General features: G+C 46.4%; 29 protein-coding genes. 21 read left to right on the top strand and 8 right to left on the bottom strand.

Features of this window, described 5'->3' with window-relative positions:
* Positions 1 to 56 precede the first annotated feature (56 nt).
* Entirely contained in the window at positions 57 to 734 is a 678-nt protein-coding gene (locus ACBZ72_13995) for a hypothetical protein (protein ID XES77259.1), read from the top strand.
* Positions 735 to 968: 234 nt separating this feature from the next.
* On the opposite strand, the gene ACBZ72_14000 is transcribed toward ACBZ72_13995, so the two are convergent.
* Positions 969 to 1,601 (bottom strand): N-acetyltransferase family protein, encoded by a 633-nt coding sequence (locus tag ACBZ72_14000; GenBank protein XES77260.1) that lies wholly within the window; start codon positions 1,599 to 1,601, stop codon positions 969 to 971.
* Positions 1,602 to 1,660: 59 nt separating this feature from the next.
* Entirely contained in the window at positions 1,661 to 2,539 is an 879-nt protein-coding gene (locus ACBZ72_14005) for a hypothetical protein (protein XES77261.1), read from the bottom strand.
* A gap of 698 nt (positions 2,540 to 3,237) precedes the next feature.
* Here ACBZ72_14005 and ACBZ72_14010 point away from each other — a divergent pair.
* The 4 genes from ACBZ72_14010 (at position 3,238) to ACBZ72_14025 (ending at position 6,324) form a co-directional block, all read left to right on the top strand.
* Positions 3,238 to 5,397 carry a PAS domain S-box protein gene (locus ACBZ72_14010; protein XES77262.1) on the top strand — a complete coding sequence of 720 codons (2,160 nt, stop codon included), beginning with the start codon at positions 3,238 to 3,240 and terminating at the stop codon, positions 5,395 to 5,397.
* 146 nt (positions 5,398 to 5,543) lie between these two features.
* Entirely contained in the window at positions 5,544 to 5,786 is a 243-nt protein-coding gene (locus ACBZ72_14015; protein ID XES77263.1) for an Lrp/AsnC ligand binding domain-containing protein, read from the top strand.
* A gap of 35 nt (positions 5,787 to 5,821) precedes the next feature.
* On the top strand, positions 5,822 to 6,172 hold the full coding sequence (locus tag ACBZ72_14020) for a transcription factor S (protein XES77264.1): 351 nt from the start codon (positions 5,822 to 5,824) through the stop codon (positions 6,170 to 6,172).
* 35 nt (positions 6,173 to 6,207) lie between these two features.
* Positions 6,208 to 6,324: a C2H2-type zinc finger protein gene (locus ACBZ72_14025; GenBank protein XES77265.1), complete on the top strand. Its 117-nt coding sequence runs from the start codon at positions 6,208 to 6,210 to the stop codon at positions 6,322 to 6,324.
* Between the two features lie 209 nt (positions 6,325 to 6,533).
* On the opposite strand, the gene ACBZ72_14030 is transcribed toward ACBZ72_14025, so the two are convergent.
* Positions 6,534 to 6,833, bottom strand: a complete 300-nt coding sequence (locus ACBZ72_14030; protein XES77266.1) for a hypothetical protein — start codon at positions 6,831 to 6,833, stop codon at positions 6,534 to 6,536.
* 146 nt (positions 6,834 to 6,979) lie between these two features.
* Here ACBZ72_14030 and ACBZ72_14035 point away from each other — a divergent pair, with 146 nt between their 5' ends.
* From ACBZ72_14035 to ACBZ72_14070, 8 genes are read left to right on the top strand one after another with little or no spacing between them, the layout of a single operon-like run.
* On the top strand, positions 6,980 to 7,261 hold the full coding sequence (locus ACBZ72_14035) for a hypothetical protein (GenBank protein XES77267.1): 282 nt from the start codon (positions 6,980 to 6,982) through the stop codon (positions 7,259 to 7,261).
* A gap of 12 nt (positions 7,262 to 7,273) precedes the next feature.
* Positions 7,274 to 7,534, top strand: coding sequence for a hypothetical protein (locus ACBZ72_14040; protein XES77268.1), 261 nt, complete (start codon positions 7,274 to 7,276; stop codon positions 7,532 to 7,534).
* Positions 7,534 to 8,073, top strand: a complete 540-nt coding sequence (locus tag ACBZ72_14045; protein ID XES77269.1) for a ParB N-terminal domain-containing protein — start codon at positions 7,534 to 7,536, stop codon at positions 8,071 to 8,073. Before ACBZ72_14040 ends, ACBZ72_14045 begins: the two co-directional genes overlap by 1 nt.
* Positions 8,052 to 8,735 carry a hypothetical protein gene (locus ACBZ72_14050; GenBank protein ID XES77270.1) on the top strand — a complete coding sequence of 228 codons (684 nt, stop codon included), beginning with the start codon at positions 8,052 to 8,054 and terminating at the stop codon, positions 8,733 to 8,735. Before ACBZ72_14045 ends, ACBZ72_14050 begins: the two co-directional genes overlap by 22 nt.
* Positions 8,702 to 8,902, top strand: coding sequence for a GNAT family N-acetyltransferase (locus tag ACBZ72_14055; protein ID XES78697.1), 201 nt, complete (start codon positions 8,702 to 8,704; stop codon positions 8,900 to 8,902). Before ACBZ72_14050 ends, ACBZ72_14055 begins: the two co-directional genes overlap by 34 nt.
* Before the next feature lie 10 nt (positions 8,903 to 8,912).
* Positions 8,913 to 9,176 carry a GNAT family N-acetyltransferase gene (locus ACBZ72_14060; protein XES77271.1) on the top strand — a complete coding sequence of 88 codons (264 nt, stop codon included), beginning with the start codon at positions 8,913 to 8,915 and terminating at the stop codon, positions 9,174 to 9,176.
* A gap of 32 nt (positions 9,177 to 9,208) precedes the next feature.
* The gene (locus ACBZ72_14065) at positions 9,209 to 9,727 is read left to right on the top strand and encodes a hypothetical protein (protein XES77272.1); all 519 of its coding nucleotides are present in this window, start codon (positions 9,209 to 9,211) and stop codon (positions 9,725 to 9,727) included.
* The gene (locus ACBZ72_14070; protein ID XES78698.1) at positions 9,670 to 10,824 is read left to right on the top strand and encodes a terminase large subunit domain-containing protein; all 1,155 of its coding nucleotides are present in this window, start codon (positions 9,670 to 9,672) and stop codon (positions 10,822 to 10,824) included. Before ACBZ72_14065 ends, ACBZ72_14070 begins: the two co-directional genes overlap by 58 nt.
* Here ACBZ72_14070 and ACBZ72_14075 read toward each other — a convergent pair.
* Positions 10,821 to 11,306, bottom strand: a complete 486-nt coding sequence (locus tag ACBZ72_14075; protein XES77273.1) for a gamma-glutamylcyclotransferase family protein — start codon at positions 11,304 to 11,306, stop codon at positions 10,821 to 10,823. The two genes, ACBZ72_14070 and ACBZ72_14075, sit on opposite strands and share 4 nt — an antisense overlap.
* A gap of 65 nt (positions 11,307 to 11,371) precedes the next feature.
* Here ACBZ72_14075 and ACBZ72_14080 point away from each other — a divergent pair, with 65 nt between their 5' ends.
* Positions 11,372 to 11,545, top strand: a complete 174-nt coding sequence (locus ACBZ72_14080; protein ID XES77274.1) for a hypothetical protein — start codon at positions 11,372 to 11,374, stop codon at positions 11,543 to 11,545.
* A gap of 11 nt (positions 11,546 to 11,556) precedes the next feature.
* Here the strand turns inward: ACBZ72_14080 and ACBZ72_14085 are convergent, their stop codons facing one another.
* Complete coding sequence (locus tag ACBZ72_14085; GenBank protein ID XES77275.1) at positions 11,557 to 11,859, bottom strand: hypothetical protein; 303 nt, start codon at positions 11,857 to 11,859, stop codon at positions 11,557 to 11,559.
* Positions 11,860 to 11,929: 70 nt separating this feature from the next.
* Between ACBZ72_14085 and ACBZ72_14090 the strand changes: the two genes are divergently transcribed.
* From ACBZ72_14090 to ACBZ72_14115, 6 genes are all read left to right on the top strand, one after another.
* On the top strand, positions 11,930 to 13,270 hold the full coding sequence (locus ACBZ72_14090; protein XES77276.1) for a hypothetical protein: 1,341 nt from the start codon (positions 11,930 to 11,932) through the stop codon (positions 13,268 to 13,270).
* Positions 13,267 to 13,587, top strand: a complete 321-nt coding sequence (locus ACBZ72_14095; protein XES77277.1) for a hypothetical protein — start codon at positions 13,267 to 13,269, stop codon at positions 13,585 to 13,587. Before ACBZ72_14090 ends, ACBZ72_14095 begins: the two co-directional genes overlap by 4 nt.
* Positions 13,588 to 13,596: 9 nt before the next feature.
* Positions 13,597 to 14,661 (top strand): hypothetical protein, encoded by a 1,065-nt coding sequence (locus ACBZ72_14100; protein ID XES77278.1) that lies wholly within the window; start codon positions 13,597 to 13,599, stop codon positions 14,659 to 14,661.
* A gap of 9 nt (positions 14,662 to 14,670) precedes the next feature.
* Positions 14,671 to 15,108, top strand: a complete 438-nt coding sequence (locus ACBZ72_14105) for a hypothetical protein (GenBank protein ID XES77279.1) — start codon at positions 14,671 to 14,673, stop codon at positions 15,106 to 15,108.
* A 10-nt stretch (positions 15,109 to 15,118) separates the two neighbouring features.
* Positions 15,119 to 15,886, top strand: coding sequence for a hypothetical protein (locus tag ACBZ72_14110; GenBank protein ID XES77280.1), 768 nt, complete (start codon positions 15,119 to 15,121; stop codon positions 15,884 to 15,886).
* Between the two features lie 577 nt (positions 15,887 to 16,463).
* Positions 16,464 to 16,925 carry a hypothetical protein gene (locus ACBZ72_14115; protein ID XES77281.1) on the top strand — a complete coding sequence of 154 codons (462 nt, stop codon included), beginning with the start codon at positions 16,464 to 16,466 and terminating at the stop codon, positions 16,923 to 16,925.
* Positions 16,926 to 17,278: 353 nt separating this feature from the next.
* Here the strand turns inward: ACBZ72_14115 and ACBZ72_14120 are convergent, their stop codons facing one another.
* The 3 genes from ACBZ72_14120 to ACBZ72_14130 form a co-directional block, all read right to left on the bottom strand.
* Positions 17,279 to 17,806: a hypothetical protein gene (locus ACBZ72_14120; protein ID XES77282.1), complete on the bottom strand. Its 528-nt coding sequence runs from the start codon at positions 17,804 to 17,806 to the stop codon at positions 17,279 to 17,281.
* Positions 17,806 to 18,603 (bottom strand): hypothetical protein, encoded by a 798-nt coding sequence (locus tag ACBZ72_14125; protein ID XES77283.1) that lies wholly within the window; start codon positions 18,601 to 18,603, stop codon positions 17,806 to 17,808. Before ACBZ72_14125 ends, ACBZ72_14120 begins: the two co-directional genes overlap by 1 nt.
* A 98-nt stretch (positions 18,604 to 18,701) precedes the next feature.
* Positions 18,702 to 18,830 carry a hypothetical protein gene (locus tag ACBZ72_14130; protein XES77284.1) on the bottom strand — a complete coding sequence of 43 codons (129 nt, stop codon included), beginning with the start codon at positions 18,828 to 18,830 and terminating at the stop codon, positions 18,702 to 18,704.
* Positions 18,831 to 18,915: 85 nt separating this feature from the next.
* On the opposite strand from ACBZ72_14130, the gene ACBZ72_14135 reads away from it, so the two are divergent.
* On the top strand, positions 18,916 to 19,690 hold a 775-nt coding region (locus ACBZ72_14135; protein XES77285.1), incomplete at its 3' end, for a hypothetical protein.

Genomic DNA, 19,690 nt, shown 5'->3' on the forward strand with positions numbered 1-19,690 from the left:
ATTTTAAACGACAACTACAGCCGCAAACCCAGTTTAATCAAAAAATGTGAAGCCAAATGTCAAAAAAAGCAAAAACAACAAAGCAAACCCCAACCTTAACAAAAACGCAATCTAAAAATTTCCTCAACCAGCTTGAATCTATTCGAGCAAACCCAAAATACGAGTTCAAAACTAGAAAATCCGCCTTCAGCGTCAACGCAAACCAAGTTGAAGGCGTCAAACAAGTAGCAAGCCTAGTTAATTCTGCCCTTCCTGCTTCGTCCACAAAAGATGCCGTTGCTTCTTTCTTGGAGTCTGAAGTGAAGTATTTCCAGAAAGTAAGCAAGCTTAACCAGCAGCGCAATGTGCAGATGCAAAAGCTCTCAACCACCATTTTCGGTCCCGGCGGTCAACCCATTATTCCTTATGCTCCCCTTCCCATGAGTGACATGGTGTTTGTTGGTTGGGACAAGGAAGGAAAAGAGGTGTACTACAACACCGACGATGGCTACTATTACACCAGGGATAAAGCAGGCGGCAATACATTCACGAGGTTCAATGGAGACTACCTTGATTCAGATGGCACCTCCCACGACGCTAAAAAAGAAGCTGAAAACTGCGATTTCTGGCAATCTCTTTACCGCTTCTTTGGGTTTGACAAAGACAAACTCAAGTTCCCGGACGTCTTCATCAACAATCTCGATTTGAAATACAAAAACAAGGTTCGCCCAGACAACGACTGGTTTGACCTCTAACTGGCAAGTGTTGAAGACCATTTGCAGTCAGCAGGTTGAGTTCGCCAATTTTTGGTGACTCTCTTTTTTCTATCTAACCTATTTATGAAGACATCAAAGTGCAGTTGCTCTTGGTGTCAAACGTGACTCCTTTCTGACCGTGATTTCTGAGTGAAGACCTCGTTCGCCTCACCTTTGATTATCGTTGACCCACGTATATCGCTTAAACCTAAAAACTAACACAAACAATAAGCATTACACAGATAGCTTTTTTTGCATGAAAATAAATGTCCTTTTTCCAAGAATTAATCTGGTAATTATGCTCCTTTTTTTCTTCACTTCTAAGAACCCTGTACTTTTGTAGAGCTGAAGTGCAGCTTCATTATCGGAGGCTACAAAGAGCGAATAGGCTGTTTTCTTTTTTTCTCTCGCAACTTCCTCTCCCAAACCCAAAAGACGCTTCCCTATGCCTCTGCCTCTAAACGCTGAAGCAACTGCCAAATGCTCCACATAACACTCGTTATTTTCGACTTTATGTTCAAACGCCATAAACGCAAAAACAGCTCGGACTGCACCAAAAACGCCAAGCCCCCAAAGTAATCCTAACGACCCCCTGTAATTGTTGGGCGTATTAGTCGTAACTATTTGTATTATTCCAGCCGTTTCTGAGTTTACTTCTGCGACAAACACGCCACTTAACGCATTCGGCTGCTGATAGTACCGCACCAACGCTTCTTTGACACGGTTTATCCTTCTACCAAAAATGGCGTTAAACTTGTCTAAAAAAGAGTCAACTAAAAGATCCACGATAGCCTTAGCATCTGAAGGTTGCGCTTGCCTAAGCATAATGAAACAAAAACATTGCCTGACATTTATAACTGATAGCAAAATCTGCCAGTCGCCAAGAAATTTGGTGCTGTTTAAGGTGTTTGAAGCTTAGTTGTCTTTCAATTTTTTCGAACAATCAGTATCAATGAAGTGGCAGCTATGCATATCAAGACTGTAATGATTAACAGAACAGTTGTCAGGGGTGCTGCGCTTTGTGTTGTGTCTTTTTCTTGTTGTCGGTTATTCTCGCTTGGTGAAGGCGAAGATGTTGTTGGTGTTGTTGTGGGGTTGTAAGTTGTAGTGGTAGGTGTAGGTGAGGTTGTTGGTGACGTTGGATTTGGGTTTGGTGTAACTGGAGTATAGGACGCGTTTGGGAGGGTCACTGTTTGGATGCTGCTCCAGTCGCTTGTTTCACCCACATACGCCGTGCGTAGGTCACTTGACCTAACAACGGGACTCCCTGAGTAAACGTACGTAACATTCATATATCCAATGAATGCTTTAACCTGAAAATCCAATGTGCCGTCCGGTCGGAAGTTATTATAGCCCCCGCTGGTTTGAAAGCAGTTGCCTGAATACCCGATAACGAACTGGGTGTATGTGGAGTTAGTGGCTGGAAAATAAGCCTCGTAATCTGGAAAGTAGTTCCAGTAACCCGTATCAATTCCTCTGACTCGAACACAATAATACAGCTTAACTGGGTACCCCTCAGAATTGTAGTAGGGCATGAATGACTGGTTTTTTATGCGCAGCGTTATGCTTCCGTTTACCCTGTGATAGCCCGACGTTGTTGTGTTGCTTATCCCGTCGTCGTATGGGTCAACCGTGGTTGCGGTGGTTGCTTCAACTTCATAGGAGTGGTCTGCCACCGAAAACGTGAATTCTGGCACTGCAGGTTTAGGTGTTACCTGTGCAAAAGCAGATTCAACCATTAACATGCTTAAACACATTAAGACGGCAATACCCAGTACAGTGGTAAGTTTATCGAGGTTGCTCATGTCATTCACCTACCACATAATGGTTCTTTTGATTAAAGGGTTCTTGTAAAGACTTCTTTACCATGCTAAGTCAAGATTTATTGACCAAATGGCTCTGGCGGTTTTTTGGGATCTGAAAAGTCAATTTATAGTAGGTTTGTAACCTCTGCAACTGTTGGTAAAATCCAAGACTTCTGTTGTTACTCGTACTCGTTTTTATAAAAAACGTGTTATCAGATGATACCACTGAAGCCAAAGCAAAAAATCTTCAAGAAAAAAGCTCTAAGCCGCAAAAAGCCTCGAGGGTGTCGATAGCGGGACCTTAAACTGTTTAGTTATGTGTGGTGCAGGGGGTGGGATTCGGACCTCCCGAACTTGGCTATGTATCGCCACTCGTTCCTATGCAGCTTCCCTCTCTTTTTTCTTCTCCGAAAATACGATAGGCAACACCAAGACTTGAAAGGATTCAAAACGGTATACCCTTACAGGGGCAGTTCAGCGTTATTGCTGTCGATACCCTTTTTCAAAGAAGCGATATAGGTGCTACCCCTGATTAGTCAAGCTAACGCATAAGTCCCAGCGGGCCCGCCACCACCTGCGCACATTTATACCGCTTTTTCCTCTTTTTTATGTACCATTTCCAGGGCTTTTTTAGCAAAATCAAGATAATTTTTTAAACCTCTAATTTGTCTAATTAGAGGCATATTCGTACTTGAGTTATGAAAGAAGGAAAAATAAGGGAGGAATCTGCTCCTACGTCGAGTGAAAAGCAGAAAGCCGGCAAAGGAAACAAGTTCGAATTCCCAAAGATTCTATTCCGCAACCGAAAACAAAGTGAAGACAATCTTGCAAACCTTGCCATACAATTGGCAGAGACTAACAGGAAACTAGAGGAAGAAATAGCAGAGCGCAAAAAGATTGAAGAGGAATTGGTCAGAAATGAGCAACGTTGGATAACTACTTTGCGGAGCATCGGAGATGCGGTAATTGCTACAGACACAGCTGGCAACGTTACATTCATGAACAAAGTAGCTGAAGACTTAACAGGCTGGTCTATAACGGAGGCACAGCAGAAACCTCTGGCTAAAGTTTTCAATATTGGTAATGAGCAATCCCGACAGCAGGTAGAGAGCCCTATAAGCAGAGTTCTAAAAGAGGGCACAATAGTTGGTCTAGCTAACCATACGGTTCTCACAAGAAAAGACGGCTCAGAAGTCCCAATTGACGATAGCGGCGCACCCATAAAAGATGACAATGGTAGAATGGTTGGCGTTATTCTTGTATTTCGAGACATAACGGAGCGCAAGAAGACTGAAGAGCATCTACGAAGGCTTGCAACTGTTATCGCAGACTCCAATGATGCAATCACGGTTCAGGCTTTTTCAGGCAAAATTCTTGCTTGGAATAAGGGTGCTGAAAAGATGTATGGCTGGACTGAAGCTGAAGCATTGTCTGCAAGCACTCTGGACCTTGTTCCCCAAGAAAAACGAGAAGAGATGGCGGTCTTTATGGATAAACTGAAGGCAGGAGAGAATGTGGAGTCATTTGAAACCAAGCGGTTAACAAAGGATGGTAGATGCTTGGATGTTTGGCTTACGGTCACAAAGTTAGTTGACGATTCAGGTAAGCCAATTGCTATTGCTACTACTGAGCGGGATATAACTGAACGAAAGAGAAACCAGCATGAATTGTGGCAGGCTAAGAATGATTGGGAGCGCACTTTTGATAGCATCCCTGATTTCATCGCTATTTTGGATGCCAAACACCAGATTGTTCGCGTTAATCGTGCAATGGCACAGCAATTAGGAGTTACCATGCAGGAGGCGACAGGTTTGTCCTGTTATAAGGTGGTTCATGGTACTAGTTTGCCGCCAGCGTTCTGTCCACATTCTAAAGTGATACAAGATGGGAAAGAGCATGTTGCCGAAGTACATGAGCCACGTCTTGGCGGCGACTTTATAGTAAGTGCCACCCCCTTATTCGACGAGAAAGGTAACTATGTTGGGTCAGTTCATGTCGCCAGAAACATTACTGAACGTAAAAAAGCCGAAGAAGCGCTGAGAAAATCTGAGCGTGTTGCTCGCCGTCATGCTAAAGCACTTGAGGAGATGAAAGTAAAGCTGGAGGAGAAAGCTGCCAAGGTTGAAGAATATGCTAATCAAATGGAACAGCTTGCCCAAGAAAGGCTTGATAAGTTAAAGGACGCTGAAAGACTTGCCACTATCGGCCAAGTAGCAGGTATGGTGGGACATGACATACGGAATCCTTTGCAGGCAATAACTAACAGCCTATACTTGGTAGAGTCCGACATACAGCAGTTATCAGCGAGCGCTGAAAAAACAAGCGCTCTTGAAAGCTTAAAGGAGATACAGCAGAACGTAGAGTACATCAATAAGATAGTAGCCGACTTGCAGGATTACGCTAAGGTGATTAAACCTGTTATTAAAGAGACAGATTTGCAGGCTCTCTGTAATCAAGTGTTGCTCAAAAACGGGGTTCCAAAAAGTATTGCAGCTAATTGTACAGTTGAAAGTGAGGTAAAAACGCTACTAGCTGACCCAGACATGCTTAAACGTATTCTTGGTAATCTGGTATCTAACGCTGTCCATGCAATGCCAAACGGCGGGAAATTAATGATACACGCGTTCAAAGAGAAAAAGGAAGTAGTGCTTACGGTTGAAGATACAGGTATAGGCATCCCAGATGACATTAAACCTAAACTCTTCACGCCCTTGTTCACCACGCGATCAAAGGGACAAGGTTTCGGTTTACCTGTGGTCAAACGTATGGCTGAAGCGATGGGTGGAACCGTAACCTTTGAAAGCCAAATTGGCAAAGGCACAAAGTTCACCGTGCGCTTCCCTCATCCACAAAGTTAGGCGGCAAATGCGGCTTTCAAGCAATAGAATATAGCAAATACAAGACAAGGCTTTTTCCATGTAGTTATTTGTAGTTTCGCACATGTAACAACATATCTTTAACAGGGATGTTTTGAAAAACGTATGTCTCAAAGGAGGACTTGTACATGATATCTGCTATAGTGTTAGTAAATACAGAAGTTGGTGAAGAGTCTAAAGTGCTCGAACGTATCAAAAAGATCGAAGGAGTGGAAGAAGCACACACCCTGTGGGGCGTCTACGACTTAATGGTCAAAATAAAAGCCAACTCCATCGACAAACTGAAGGAAACCATCAAGTCGCACCTACGGCGAATGGACAACGTCAACGCCCTTCTGACTTTGATGATAGTTGAAGCAACTCACAAATAACAAAACCCTATTTTCTTAAGTTAGAGGTGTTTAGGATGGAGTTTTGCCCAAACTGCGGTTCCCGTTTGGCAACGAAGAAAGCGCCGGCAAAGAAAGTAGCATTGTGGCTTGTTTGCCATAAATGCGGATTTGAGAAGCCTCAGCAAGCTGGGAAACAACCGGTGCTCGTGAATAGAGTAATTCAGCATTCGACACAGCAGATGGTGGCGGTAATCGGCGAGCAGGAGGCGCAGCTTAACACTCTGCCAACGATAGGCATTGAATGCCCACGGTGCGGAAACAACAGAGCTTACGTTTGGCTTGTGCAAACTCGGGGCGCGGATGAATCCTCTACCCAATTCATGCGGTGTTCAAAATGCAACTACACATTCAGAGAATATAGCTAACGCTGTCAACACTCCACAAAGCGGGGACATGCTGCATGATTGATGTATTGTATGAATGCCCGATATGTAAGGCAGAGTTCTCTAATCCTAACGAGTTAAGAGAGCATAGGCTAAAGGAGCATAAGAATATCGTTAGGGAAATTAGGCTCTGAAATTTGGTTGTGTGTGGTTGCATATAGTAGCCAACAAATCTTTTTATCTACGTTTGATTGAACGTTTGGTTAAAAACGTGCGTTCGGATGGTCAACTGTCCACACTGCGGAAAAACTCTCACTAAACCCACAAGAAAACTGTCAAACCCCTTCTTTTGCTTAGAGATGTATACCTGCGATAGGTGCGGCAAAAAATTTAAAACAGGCTGCTAACGGCTGCTTGGGGGGGGGAACGGCTTGAACAGTATTAATCCGTCGCTCTCTTGCTTAACCGCTAAACTGTGTTTCTTAGCGATTTCTTCAACTATTTCTCTATCCGAGTGTTGGACAATGCCTTCAATGTGCAGTGTGTAACCCGTTGAATCTTTGGATGTTTGGAAAAGTACGGCTTGAGGTGAATGATTGCCGTCAACACGCAAAAGTTCCTTTAAACAAATAATCGCCTCATTTCTTTCCATTCGGCGCCACAAAATCTCTCCTATGTTTAAGTATAAAAGTTTTTTCAGCATACATTTCAGCCCAGAACCTGAACAACAGATAGTCTTTTAAGTTTGAAATTATATCTACTGCGCTGAATATTTGGGCGAGCGCTAGCTTAGGATGCTTCTTGAGTTTCGCCCCCTTCACCCAAACGTTGGGAGTGCGGTTTTCTAAATTGACACATAAACGTGGTAGACGAAGTGCTAAATCAGAAGAGATTCGCAGCCAATGGCAGGCTGCACGCAAATATGTGCAGGATCAAGCCTTCTATGACCGCCTCAAAGGAGAATCCGTTTGCCGCTCAACACCTAACGATGTAGCCGACCACTTAGCTAAAGCTTTTGGGCAATCGATTCCCGAGGCAATTCCCAATGTGGAGCACGGCTCGGTTCTAACTGACTCAAGGGGTGAAGGAGCTTTCCAGTTGCAAATTACTTGCCCAGCAATCGCTGACTAGCAGGTGAGGTCATTGGAAGAAAACAAAGAAGAAATCTGCCCAGAGGCCAACAAGAACCCAACCTGCCCATATCTTACCTCCATTCACTCCAACTATGCTCAGATCAGTCGCATAGAGAAAGCCCTAATCGGCGACGACATGCAGTCAGGCTTAGTCGCCAAGGTGCACCAGCTTGAGGTCACCCAGAAAATCCTAGTCGCCTTGGGCAGCGCCAGTCTTGCCGGCTTGATTGGCCTTGCCATATTCCTGTTCGAGAGGTTAATTGTAAGCTAATGTCAATTGTTATTCCAGCCGCTGAAACCATAAAACTCAGCGAACTCAAAACCGACGGGCAAAACCCCAACAAGATGAGCAAAGAGCAGCTGGAGCGCCTGAAGGGTTCTATCAAAAAGTGGGGTTTCATTGTCCCAATCATCACTAACAGAGACCTCTTGATTGCAGACGGCGAACAAAGGTATACTGCTGCAAAAGCCCTTGGAATGACTGAGGTTTCAGTTATTCGCCTGCCAGTAGAAGACGTGGACCGCCGACTGCTAAGACAGGTCCTCAACAAGCTAAAGGGCAAACATGAAAAAGAGCTCGACCAACTCGAATACGAACGTATAATTCAAGCAGGAAGGGAAGAGGACCTCAAATACCTGCTCATGCTCTCGGATGACAAGCTTGAGAGCCTTCTGGGCGAGGATGAAAAAAGCGTTTCCTTCGATGAGTCATTTGAGATTGTGGTTGAATGTGAAGACGAGCAGCATCAGGAAGCCGTCTTTAACAAACTGACAAGTGAGGGCTACAAATGCCGAGTTTTGACTTTATGAAAACGTGGACTAAGCCTGCCAGCTTTCGTGCTCAGTCGGTAATTGGCAGTTTCACCCTTGTTGACTGCAAGATGGAAAAGCGCTTTGTTGGAGAAATACCCATCGAAAATGAGCCTTGGCAAATCGGCGTTATTGTCGGTCGTAGCGGCACCGGAAAAACAAGCATTGCAAAAACGCTTTTTCCTGACAGCTACATCAAAGCCTTCAAATACACCAATGAATCAATTCTGGACGATTTCCCAGAAGGTCTGCAAGTCAACGAAATAACCAAAAACCTGTGCAGCGTGGGGTTTGCTTCTCCTCCGGATTGGCTCAAAAGCTACGAGGCGCTTAGTCAAGGCGAAAAGATGCGCGTAGACATCGCAAGAGCCTTGAGCTTAGACCAGCCGCTCATAGTCTTTGACGAATTCACAAGCGTCGTTGATAGGGAGGTCGCAAAGGTAAGTGCCTATGCTATAAGCAAAGCCATTCGGCGAACATCTAAGAAGTTTATCGCAGTTACTTGCCACTATGACGTTATCGACTGGCTTGACCCTGATTGGGTTTTCTGCACTGACACCATGGAGTTTAGCCGAAAAAAAGAAGTCGGCCGCCCGTTGAACTCCAAGTTTATCGGTGCGGCACTTCCCTGTGGCAAACCTTTAGGCACTATCATTATCTAAACGGTAAACTTGGCGCAGGCGTCCGCTGCTACGTCGCCATGTACCAGTTTAAGCCTGTTGCATTCATCGCTGTCGCTCACGTGCACATGAGGTCGCATTATTACCGTGTTAGCCGCCTCGTAGTGTTGCCCGACTATCAGGGCATAGGCATCGGCAAACGCCTGTAGCCGCCTCGTAGTGTTGCCCGACTATCAGGGCATAGGCATCGGCAAACGCCTGATGAATTTCATCGCCGAGTTTTACACTTCTAAAACGAAGCTGCCGTTTTATTTGGTAACGAGCAATCCTCAGCTGGTACGGGGCGACCTGGGTAACTGGGTTATCAAGCGTATTGGGCATGGTAGCCACGGAAAAGGCAACACAAGAATAAACCAGGGGCTAGTCAAATCCAACAGCAAAGGACGCTTGACTGTTTCGCTTAAGTATGTGCCTAAAAGGTAATTTTCCAGAAAACTTGGAAAAGGGTGTTATTTTTGAACGCTAATACGCTTGAAAGACGTTTAGAATTGCTAAAGGACGAAGGAAACGGCTTAAACAAGCGTGAAATCGTCCAAGATTTAACCCAAAAGTTCCGCTGTTCAGACAGCACAGTCTATAATGATTTTGCCACTCGGTCTGTTTGGCAGCCGCTTGTACAGGAAATCACGGCTTCTTTGTTTAAGATACAGAATCGCCATGAGCAGCTCTACCGCAAAGCAAGCTTCATGTACACTCAGGCAAAAAACGACCGTGCACGCATTGCTGCCTTGAATCTTATGCGCCAAATCAACGTTGAACTTGCCCAGCTTAGCGGTGCTAAACCAACCGAACAAACGCAGACTGAAGAAATCCATATCCGATGGGAAGACCCCGAAGTATGCAAAAAACAATACTCATCCGATACAAGCCTCACGCGGGACAGCTTCAGTTCCATTTCTGCCCCGCCCGTTTCCGAGTGCTTAACTGTGGACGCCGCTGGGGCAAAACCGTCTGTGGCGCCAACGAATTCATAAGACAAATCTGGCAGCAAGGCCAAGGCAAAGAAAAGTCAGGCATCGTTGGTTTTGCTGTCGCCCCAACTTATTGGCATACACAGCGGCAATGGAGTGAGTTCTTCAACTACTGCCCTGCTGAACTAATCGAGGAAATTCACAGAGCCGACCGCCATGTGCTCCTGAAGGGCAAGCGGAATATCTGGTTCAAAAGCGCTGATAACCCTGATTCGCTAAGAAGCCAAGGTATCAAGGTTCTATGGGTTGATGAGGGGGCACAGATTGCCGAGGAAGCCTGGACGTTGGCACTTAGGCCTGCGTTGATGGATGAGAAAGGCATTGCATTCTTCACTGGCACCCCTCGGGGACACAACTGGTACTTCCAACTCTGGACACGAGGGCAAGACCCTTCCCAGAAGGATTACAAAAGCTGGAGCTTCCCAAGTGCTTCCAACCCATACTTAGACCCAGCAGAGATTGCCGCTTTCGCACGGGACATGCCTGAGTTGGCTTACCGCCAAGAGGTTCTCGCCGAATTTCTTGAAGATGTGGGCAGTGTTTTTCGAGGCGTTGACCGCATAGTGAAAGGCAGCTTTGAGCCGCCGAACCGCTTCAAGCAATATGTCATGGGCGCCGACCTTGCAAAGCTCGAAGACTTCACCGTCCTATGCGTCCTCGATGCTGACGGGCGTCTAGTGGCTTTTGACCGCTTCAGTGAACTCGATTGGGTTTTCCAGCGCAAAAGAATGGTTCAACTTGCCCAGCGCTATGATGCACGGCTGCTGATTGACTGCACAGGAGTCGGCGACCCCGTCTGCGATGAACTCTACCGAGAAAACGTTCGAGTGGAAGGCTACAAGTTCACCAACGCAACCAAGAAAGACCTCATCGAAAACCTCAGCATAATGATTGAGAACCAGCAGCTAACCATCCCCAACATCCCCGAATTAATCAACGAACTAAAACTCTATGGCTACAAGACCACTGCCAGCGGCAATGTGCAGTACGGAGCACCAGAAGGTTACCATGACGACTGCGTTGTGGCATTGGCGCTGGCAGCTTGGCAGCTGAAACGGTCTCCTCCTCCAGGAGTGGGTGTGGGTTTTGTACCTCACTAAGTTGTTGGTCTAGCTATACTATTGACTTTTGCAATCCATGCAGACGATAAACCAAAAGCTCTTGCACCATCTAGCATAATCTTAAGATACTCATCGGTAGGTGCCGTGAAATGTGTTTTGCATTTATCACAAACGGTGTATGTAGCTACGCCATCCACTTTCTCGTTGTCTTTTAGAATAACCGAAACAGGTATTTTGCGGTAGGAGTTAGGGGCGCCTTCCTTTATATCAATAGTTTGCATGTCGGCTTTGGTCATTTCGAATAAAACCCCTTCGACATACTCGCCTTGTGATGGCTCTATGTTAGCTGCACCGCCTCCCCTACTTCGAGAGTAATAATTAAAATCTAATGTGTAATCCCTGAGGACGCAAGGTCTAGGTGATTTTAACTTTAGGTCGATTAACGGTCTATTTCGCTTCTTACACCACTTGTCCAAGTCTTCCTGATTTAAATTTGAGCCGTATGCAAAGTAGCTAACCATATTCTCACCGAATTATCGACAAGTTGTTTGAGTTAGAATAAAAAACTTGCCAAAAAAGTGATCATATGACAGAAGAAACAGTTTTGGTAGCAACAGACCAGACTACACCTCAAGTAAAAGCACTTGGTTTAGGATTGAATTGCAAAGCTGCTGATTTGCATGTCTACTTGGATGGCGTCGACATAACCAAGAATGTGGTTTGGGGCGAGTTGAAAGTTACATTCGAGAAAAAGGTGTAGTTTCAATTTGCCTACACTAGACTCTCTACGAAGCGCTTTAGCATCGATTTAATTTCAGGATTTCTTGCAGCCGCTTTTCCTAAATCCTCTAGTTGGTCTTCGTCTAAATAGAGTGGCCGTGCGATTAGTGTGCCGTCGTCGTTAAGGTATCCGAACCTGAGCTGAATATCCCCATTATGCTCGGTATCTGTGAATTTTAGTACTTGAATAACAGGCGACCAGCTCTCATAGTCCACCTTTGCTTCATCTGTGACTATTCCATTTCCATTTTCCTTGAAATCGAATGTTTTTCCTACAGTTGAAGGTCTATGCATTCGTTAACACTCCTTAGCTCTTCAGTATTCTACAGTTGATTTACTTTTAACACATTCGGAAGTCTTGTTTATGCCTCATAGAAGCCTTGTTAGCAGTGGCCCTTTGCTGGCTAACCGTGAAGTCCCCGCAGACGTCAGTCTAAAGCAGATGCAGCATGAGGTTCCTTACAACTGGAAAGACGACGACGTCCTCTGGGGCTACATGAACCAGTTCAAAATCGGCGCCAGCGGAGCAGGCTTCATCTCGCCGCCTTACACGGCGTTTTGGGATCGCATCTGGGGCGCAACCCCCGTCGAGGATCTACCCAAATACAAGGATCTCTACAATTTCACTCCCTACATCAAAGCCAGCATAGACGTAACCGTAAATCTAACCCTAAGTAACGGCTTCGAATTAGAGGGCAGTACACCTGAGATTCGGCAATGGCTCACTGACTGGTTGGATGAGCATGATTTCCTGCAGACTGCAAGAATCACGCTGACTGATGAATTGGTGTTTGGGAACGGAGAGTTTGAGATTTGCCGAGACAAAGACCAAAATGGCATCATCATAACGCCGCCTGAGGAGTGGTGGCTCAAAAGCCTCGACCCCGTCCACATCCGCGTAAGACGCGACCAATACGGCAACATCTTCGGATACATTCAGTTGCTGACTTTTCCGCCTGTGGCTTTTCCAGCCCAAGACATTGTGCACTACAAGTATGGTGCTAAGAGTTGGTGGTATGAATACAGCTACGGCACAAGCCTGCTGCGTCCCCTGCTTCTGATTCAAGCTTACATCGACAGTTTCCAGCGGGACATGGCAACCATAATGGCCGTCTACACAAAGCCCATGCTGGTAATCAAAGCAGGCACGCCAGAACGCCCCTTCACCGACCCCCAGCGGGAAGCCCTTCAAGAAACCTTCGCCAAGCGTGGACCTGCAACGGACGTGGTTGTCAGAGGCGACATCGACGTTAGCAGCATGCAGAGCATGACTCGCCAAATCAATGTTGACTGGTGGATTAAGTACCTGCATGACCAGCGCCAAGCCGTATTGGGCGTCCCAAAAATCTTTTTAGGCGAAAGCGAAGGCACGAACCGCGCTACAGCCGACATAGTGATGCAAGAATACGTTTCACGCTTGCGGATGCTGCAGGAGAATTTTGGGGATACAACTGAAACCCGTCTCTTCAAAGAATTAGTTGACGCCAAATTTGGGAAGGGCAAAGAAATCCCACACATAAAGTGGCGCCCCATATGGGAACCAAGCTTGGCGGAAAAAGCTAAACTGCTCACTGACTTGGCAGGCAGAAACATTATCGCTAGGAGTGAGGCGAGAGCGCAACTAGGTTTTGCTGAGGCTTTACCCGCAGATTTGAAGGATACCCAAGCTACCGCCTCATCTTCATTAACGGAGGAGAAACCATGATTGGATTTTCTGAAACACAAGACAGCATAAGATTCACAGTACTAGAGAGCAGCAGAGAACTTGAACGAAGCAAACTCAAACCCTTAGTTGCAGGCGTTCAGGTGATGTTTTGCCGCTTTCGGGGTTCAAGCCGCTGGGAAATTCAGGCCTTCTTCTTCGACAAAGCGGTCTTCAAGAGTCGAGCTCAGGCTAAAGCCTTCTTGGATAGGCACTTCAAGAGCGAAATCTCCAGCTTACTCGACTACAGCGCGTTTAACGAGAAAAGAAGACGCCTCTTAAACGCTTGGATGAAGGCAAGTGAGTTAAAACAGAATTGAGGTAGCAAGATGACTTTTCAACTGAAGTATTATGTGCCGTTTAAGGCAGCCGAAGGCGTAAACGCCGACCTAGCGCTGAAAGAGGGTATTCTGCCCATCGAGGGCACGGCTATTGATACTTCGGTTAATGCTAACAAGTGGCAAGTGCCAGCGGAGGATCTGGATTTCTTTACTGCCTCGCTTAAAGGTGCTCAGCTACGGATTGACCACGCCGAGTCAGTTCTCAGCATCGTCGGCAAAGTTCCCGAGGCCATCCGTAGTGGCAACCAAGTTTTCTTCCAAGCCGAAGTCGGAGACCCCTCAATCATTCCCAAAATCCTGCGAGGCTACGTTAACCATGTTAGTGTCCAAGTTGACAGCGACGACACCCAGTGCAGCGTCTGCGGAAAACAAACCCGCATAGAAGGCATCTTAACACATCTATGCGCTGGGGCTTGGGAAATCGTGCATAAACCCCACGTCCGCGAGCTAAGCATAGTTGCGAGTCCAGCCTACAAGAACACGGCTTTTCACCCTGTGGGGTTTGCTGCGGCTATGGCTTTTTCACAGTTATCGAGAGGTAACAAAGATGTGGGTTCTAAGGGCGACCTGCAAGAACCTGAAAACAAACCCGAAAGCAAAGACGACAAGGTGAAGCAAATGTCTCAACCAAACCTTGAGGCAAATGCTTCGTCTGTTCAAGCGCAAACACAGCCATCGAGCTTAACTGCTGGAAAGAAAGCAGGCGACTTGACCTATCAGGAGCTAATAGACCAGATGCAGAGCCTCAACAAGCAAATCGAGACGGCTTCTGACGCTGAAATCGAAGGCATAAAAAGCAAAATCGCTGAGATAGACGCCGAAGTCGGCAAACGTGCAACTAAGAAGGCGTTAACTCAGAAGCTAAACGAGTTGTCCCGTAAACTCAGCGAATCCGCAGAAGACGCAGAGGATGCATGTAACAAGCCAGCTGCATCTAAGCAGGCTCCGAAAGGCAACGGCATAATCGCAACGCAGGAGCCAGTTCAAGGCGCTAATTTTGGCTGGTTCCAAGACCTGCTCAAAGCCAACAGCAAACTCAAAGGGATGCAATAGGTGATCAACATGAGTTTAGAAGGAACAACTGCACTCATTAGCGACCGCTATCTCATCACCGCTGAAGTCGATTCTGGCGCAACCGTCACTGCTGGAAACGTTGTCTACATCAGCGCTGCAGGATACGCCCCCAAAGTTAAGCCAACTGACGGCGTCCGAAAAGATGTTATCGGCGTAGCTTTGACAAGCGGAACTGCTGGCAAAAAAATAACTGTCATATGCAGAGGCTTAGTCCGAGTCACTGTTTCCGGCGCTGTTTCAGCAGGCCAACGAATTACAAGTTGGGCAAACGGCGCAGTAGCCGGAGTCGCCGCCATGACTGCCCCCGCATCTTACGTTCAAGCTACCGTACAGACTGAACTCGACAAAACCGAGCAGTGGATCGGTAGAGCATTAACTTCAGGCACTGACACAGTCATCTACGCTTTGCTAAGCTGCCTACCATAGGTGATTTCGTATGTCTATGATTAGAGACGCTTTCACTTGGGTAGACACCGGAGCCATAGCGTATCCGCAGCTTCACGCCAAAATCTTGGAGCTCACAATGCCCGCCCTCGTAGTCAAGAACCTGTTCCCAGAGTTCCCACTTGTGCAGGGCAAAACTGCCAGCTTTGTGAAGCAGAAAGGCAGTCGATCAGCCGCCATAGGTGAAGTTGCGGAGGGCGCAGAAATGCCCCTTGACTTCACACCCTACGACTACGCCACAGTAACCCCATACAAGAAGGCACTAAGAGAACGCATCACACGCGAAAACATCGAAGACCTCTATATCCCAGTTATCGAAGACCAGCTCCGCAGATTAGCCAGACGTATGGCTTTCACTATCGACAGCGACTGCTTAACCGTCATAGCCAACAGCGCAGGCTTCAGCATCGAAGCCACGGGCAAAACCATGGGCGCCACAGGCACAGAAATAACCATCGCCAACACCGTAGGCAGCAAAGACGTTCTTGCAGCAGAAGCCAAAATCAAGAGCGCCAACTTCATCCCCGACGGCATGCTGATGAACCCCATCAACACGCGCGACCTCAAGTATCTGCCAACCTTCACGCTCTACAGCCAATACGGCGATCCAGTGGTTCAGAACGGGGCAATGGGCAAAGTCTTCGGCTATGACATCTACGAAAGCAACGTTGTCCCAGCAGGCACCGCCTACATGGTCAGCACAGGCAAGAATCTAAGCGCCAGCTATGCCCCAATGGGCTACTTCGTAAACGACGACTAGAAGCAAATCCTGCCTTCTAAGTTTTCACTGTCACCGCTTTTAGCGTCGGCGAAATAAAACGCCCACTGGCAAGCGACACCGAACTCAAAAAAGAATTCGACTCCGTAGACGTCCTGCTAAGCACCAGATATGCCCCAGTTGTCTTGAACGGCGAATGCATCTGCGCCATCACAAACCTAGCAACAAGCTAACCAACCCTCAAATACCCAAGCGCTTTTCTCCCGCGATTTCTTTGCGGCTAAACTTTTGTTCCAAAGTTCCAACTGTTCCAGACTCCCACAGCGTCAAGCAACCAAAAGCCAAGATGTAAATCTCAGAAAATGGCTCCTTTCCCAAAAAATAAGCTTTTTTTGGAGAGCTGAAAATTTGGAAATTGAGCGTATGCTTTCTGGAACTTTGGAACCTCTGGAACTCTGGAACAAACATAACCATAAAAACAGTGGCGTAATTAGCTTGAAAAACCGAAAACTTAGGCTTCTGCTCCTGTCCATCGCCATACCCCTATTCTTGGTTGGATGGCTCCTGTACTACTTCGGCAGAAAGCCCAAACCTCAATCTACGCATAGAAGGGAGAAGCATGTCCACTCAAAACTTCATAACAGCAAACGAAGTTGCCAATCAATTGAATGCTGCAGGCGTCGATTCCAGCGGCAACTATACAGTTTTTGGGTTAGCCGTCTCCCAAACATGCTTCCAAGCACACGTGGACTACGCCAACCTCTACGTCAACTCACTAGTGGGACAGAGCCGCACCGAGACTGACGAGCAATTTAACTGGGCAAAAATGTCTGCCCTAAACCTTGCTTGCCTCCGAGTTTTGGTGGCTGCAAGTGGCGGTTTGCTGTTAGGCGCTTTTGACTATCGACTGGGCGACCTGTTCATCACAAAAGGTTCCGCTTCGCGGTTGGCTTTTGAGATTGCCGTTCAGGGCTTCCGAAACGAACTGGTCAGAGTCATGGTAAACTTTACGGTTCCAGCTCAAAGTGTCAATTCGACTAGGCATATACCACATTATCGCGGTCCAGAACTAAACCCATAAATGTCTTGCGAGAGATTATAAGAGAAAAAAGAGCCTAAACAATTTAGGCTTGTATGATTTTGAAGTTGTTGAACTGTTACTGTTTCTTTTCGTCAACTTTTGGTTTCTCTTCTTTCTTCTTTTTAGGCATCTGCTCTATCCCTCCTGCTGGCTTTCAGCGGTAAACGATGAGCCTTGCCTAGCATTAGCCGCTTTTATGCAACCAGGATATACGCTTTTTGCTGCTGTCCAGTTAATTTCTAAGACCATTTGGGCAAGTACGAAGCCGGTTTTTGGGGCCTGTGTTGATAACTATAGAGAATTCCTCAGTTGCAGTTAGGTATTCCTGATGAATTGGTGAAAACGTTTTAGCCTCAAGAAAGACCATGCGCTTGGGTGCCCCGTGATTTTTTGAGGTCCTTGATAAAAGAGATTGCGCTGGGCGTGTTTATACTCTCATCAGTTATTGGTGAAGCAACGCATATTGTCCCCTTTTTCGCTTGCGTTATAGCTTCGGAGATCATTTGGTAATAAGTAACGGCGGCGGATGATATGCCGCTAGAAGTCCAGAACGCTGATAACACAAAAGAAAACACCTTCTCGCCGGAATCCTTGTTGCATCGTATTCGCATATAAGGTGTTTTCATAACTGTGTCGGGTGCAGCCTCAAGGATTTGGCTCACTGCAACCTCAAAACTGCCTTCGTTCTTTAGAGCATCAGTCAAATTTTCTGGGCAACCCTCATACCTGTAAGTCAAGGGGAACGATTTTTTACGCTTAAGCTTTACAACAGCAACCCGTCTGTTGGTGACGAATAACACTGATGGAACGCCTCTGCCCCATCCAATTTTCTCTCTATCGTAGAGCATAATGGACATTTTTAAGGCAAGAACCTCTGACATCAACTCATACCCGATTGAAGCTTAGCTGCTTCCTTTTTATGCTTTCTTCTTCGGTTCCAGACAAGAGCACCTACCAGTAGAACCAAAAGAAGCGGCCATAATGGAAAGATTAAGAAACCCAGAGTCAACACTGCTATAATTATACTTTGCAAACCGATGAGCACCAATATAAAAGATACAAGTAAGCCAACTTGTGCATATTTCTTCGCGCCGGAGTTTCGCCATCTGAGAATTAAGTATGCAGATAAAAACATTAACGTTAAGAGTAATCCTATCAGGAATACACCACTAAAGGCATCTGGTTTTGGCTCTTCACCCTGAGGATAAACATTGATTAAACCAGTGATTTGTACAGGGATGTCCATCATTATTGGCATGTAAAAGTCATAGCGATAGTCTCCCCGTTGAGTATCCATAGGTATCTGGAAGTACACGCGAAAAACTGCGCTTCCCCCCACATCGATACGGCAACCGTTCACATGGGCATAAGAGTTACCTGTAGAGTCAAAAAGAGGCAACTCCATAATTGAAGCATGATTCAAATCAGACGCATTAACCGTTGATGCATTCCAAGAGAAAGAACCAATGCCTGTGATGTTGAAGGTGGCAGATGTGATATCTACAGCGCCTGGTTGATTGTTACTTACCTCAACGATATAGCATCCAGTATCGCCGGGATGATAATCTGGCTTGTCGAGTTCGTAGTGAGCTCCAGCGGCAGAAGCCTGCCCGGTAAAAGCAACAATCAAAAAAGTGAAAATCAAAAGCGATACTGGAAGGTATTCTTTCGTTTTCATCTTTATCAACAGCGCTAGCTTCTTCTATCTGTTTCTGTTATTGTGGAAGTTTGCCTAAAAGATTTTTCATCCAAAAGAAATGGAGTGATTTATGGCTTTTATGCGGCATCGACTAGATGCGCTGTGCCGTCGGGACAATACACTTTCTCGCCGACTTGGACTTTGGCGAAACGACGCTTGCAATCGTAAAGCTGCAAGGCGCATCCATCACAATCACGAGACAGCATCTTGTCACCTCACTTATCGTTGAACAAATTTCGATTGGAAAGCAAACTCAGAGAAATAAGCTTTATTTAAACGGAGATATCAAAAATGGGCGCAGTTCCACAAGCATACTATGATTTCATTATACAGTTTGCCCCATATCTTTACGTTATTCCACCTGATGTTCCAGATCCCACGTATGGGCGAGGCGTTATGTCTGCTGCTTTCGCCATAAACTTCCTATCCCAAGCCTACACCTCAAGCCAATATTCAAGCAAACAAACGGAAATCCGAAGCAAAATCGTGGAATTGGCCGATTGGACTCTGACCCAGCAATGTCTCAACCCAGCTAGAAAGGCTTATGGTGGATTTCAAAGCAGCGAAACCAGCACATACTACTACAGCGTTGACACTGGACGATGCATTCCTGCACTCTTAGACGCCTACCAAGTCACTTGCAACACAGCCTACTTGGACGCTGCCAAGCTTGCAGGCGGAATCTTCCTCAAAACAATGCAGGACACGCAAGCTTTCGGCGGCTTTGCCCGAGCCGTAACCATTGAAGATGCTTGGCTCCTGCAACTGGACGTTGAATGCCTCTACTGCCTAATCGGTCTCAAAAACCTCTCAGACGTTGATGGCGAGAACGCCGGACTATACCAAAGCATTGCAGACAAAGCGGTTGGTTTCTTGAGGAGCGGGTTTGAGAATCTTTGGCTTTACTTTGAGCCTGCTGATGCCCGGTGGCATCGAGTTGGCTTGAGCGAGAACGAAGTTTATGATGACTCGTTTAGCTTCGCGTTGCTTGGGCTTTTTACTTATGAGGGTTGGAGCGACACATGCAAAACCGTTTACGCCAACCTTCAAGGCATTAAGGCGCCTG

This window comes from Candidatus Bathyarchaeia archaeon (assembly GCA_041447175.1).
Taxonomy (GTDB): Archaea; Thermoproteota; Bathyarchaeia; order Bathyarchaeales; family Bathycorpusculaceae; genus JADGNF01.

Excerpts from the sequence above, each read along its gene's own strand:
- ACBZ72_14100 (XES77278.1), top strand. The coding sequence starts at position 13,597 with ATGACTTTTCAACTGAAGTATTATGTGCCGTTTAAGGCAGCCGAAGGC.
- ACBZ72_14105 (XES77279.1), top strand. The coding sequence starts at position 14,671 with ATGAGTTTAGAAGGAACAACTGCACTCATTAGCGACCGCTATCTCATC.
- ACBZ72_14025 (XES77265.1), top strand. The coding sequence starts at position 6,208 with ATGATTGATGTATTGTATGAATGCCCGATATGTAAGGCAGAGTTCTCT.
- ACBZ72_14085 (XES77275.1), bottom strand. The coding sequence starts at position 11,859 with ATGCATAGACCTTCAACTGTAGGAAAAACATTCGATTTCAAGGAAAAT.
- ACBZ72_14115 (XES77281.1), top strand. The coding sequence starts at position 16,464 with ATGTCCACTCAAAACTTCATAACAGCAAACGAAGTTGCCAATCAATTG.
- ACBZ72_14090 (XES77276.1), top strand. The coding sequence starts at position 11,930 with ATGCCTCATAGAAGCCTTGTTAGCAGTGGCCCTTTGCTGGCTAACCGT.
- ACBZ72_14120 (XES77282.1), bottom strand. The coding sequence starts at position 17,806 with ATGTCAGAGGTTCTTGCCTTAAAAATGTCCATTATGCTCTACGATAGA.
- ACBZ72_14095 (XES77277.1), top strand. The coding sequence starts at position 13,267 with ATGATTGGATTTTCTGAAACACAAGACAGCATAAGATTCACAGTACTA.
- ACBZ72_14030 (XES77266.1), bottom strand. The coding sequence starts at position 6,833 with ATGCTGAAAAAACTTTTATACTTAAACATAGGAGAGATTTTGTGGCGC.
- ACBZ72_14015 (XES77263.1), top strand. The coding sequence starts at position 5,544 with ATGATATCTGCTATAGTGTTAGTAAATACAGAAGTTGGTGAAGAGTCT.
- ACBZ72_14125 (XES77283.1), bottom strand. The coding sequence starts at position 18,603 with ATGAAAACGAAAGAATACCTTCCAGTATCGCTTTTGATTTTCACTTTT.
- ACBZ72_14050 (XES77270.1), top strand. The coding sequence starts at position 8,052 with ATGCCGAGTTTTGACTTTATGAAAACGTGGACTAAGCCTGCCAGCTTT.
- ACBZ72_14020 (XES77264.1), top strand. The coding sequence starts at position 5,822 with ATGGAGTTTTGCCCAAACTGCGGTTCCCGTTTGGCAACGAAGAAAGCG.
- ACBZ72_14045 (XES77269.1), top strand. The coding sequence starts at position 7,534 with ATGTCAATTGTTATTCCAGCCGCTGAAACCATAAAACTCAGCGAACTC.
- ACBZ72_14130 (XES77284.1), bottom strand. The coding sequence starts at position 18,830 with ATGCTGTCTCGTGATTGTGATGGATGCGCCTTGCAGCTTTACGATTGC.
- ACBZ72_13995 (XES77259.1), top strand. The coding sequence starts at position 57 with ATGTCAAAAAAAGCAAAAACAACAAAGCAAACCCCAACCTTAACAAAA.
- ACBZ72_14080 (XES77274.1), top strand. The coding sequence starts at position 11,372 with ATGACAGAAGAAACAGTTTTGGTAGCAACAGACCAGACTACACCTCAA.
- ACBZ72_14010 (XES77262.1), top strand. The coding sequence starts at position 3,238 with ATGAAAGAAGGAAAAATAAGGGAGGAATCTGCTCCTACGTCGAGTGAA.
- ACBZ72_14005 (XES77261.1), bottom strand. The coding sequence starts at position 2,539 with ATGAGCAACCTCGATAAACTTACCACTGTACTGGGTATTGCCGTCTTA.
- ACBZ72_14110 (XES77280.1), top strand. The coding sequence starts at position 15,119 with ATGTCTATGATTAGAGACGCTTTCACTTGGGTAGACACCGGAGCCATA.
- ACBZ72_14075 (XES77273.1), bottom strand. The coding sequence starts at position 11,306 with ATGGTTAGCTACTTTGCATACGGCTCAAATTTAAATCAGGAAGACTTG.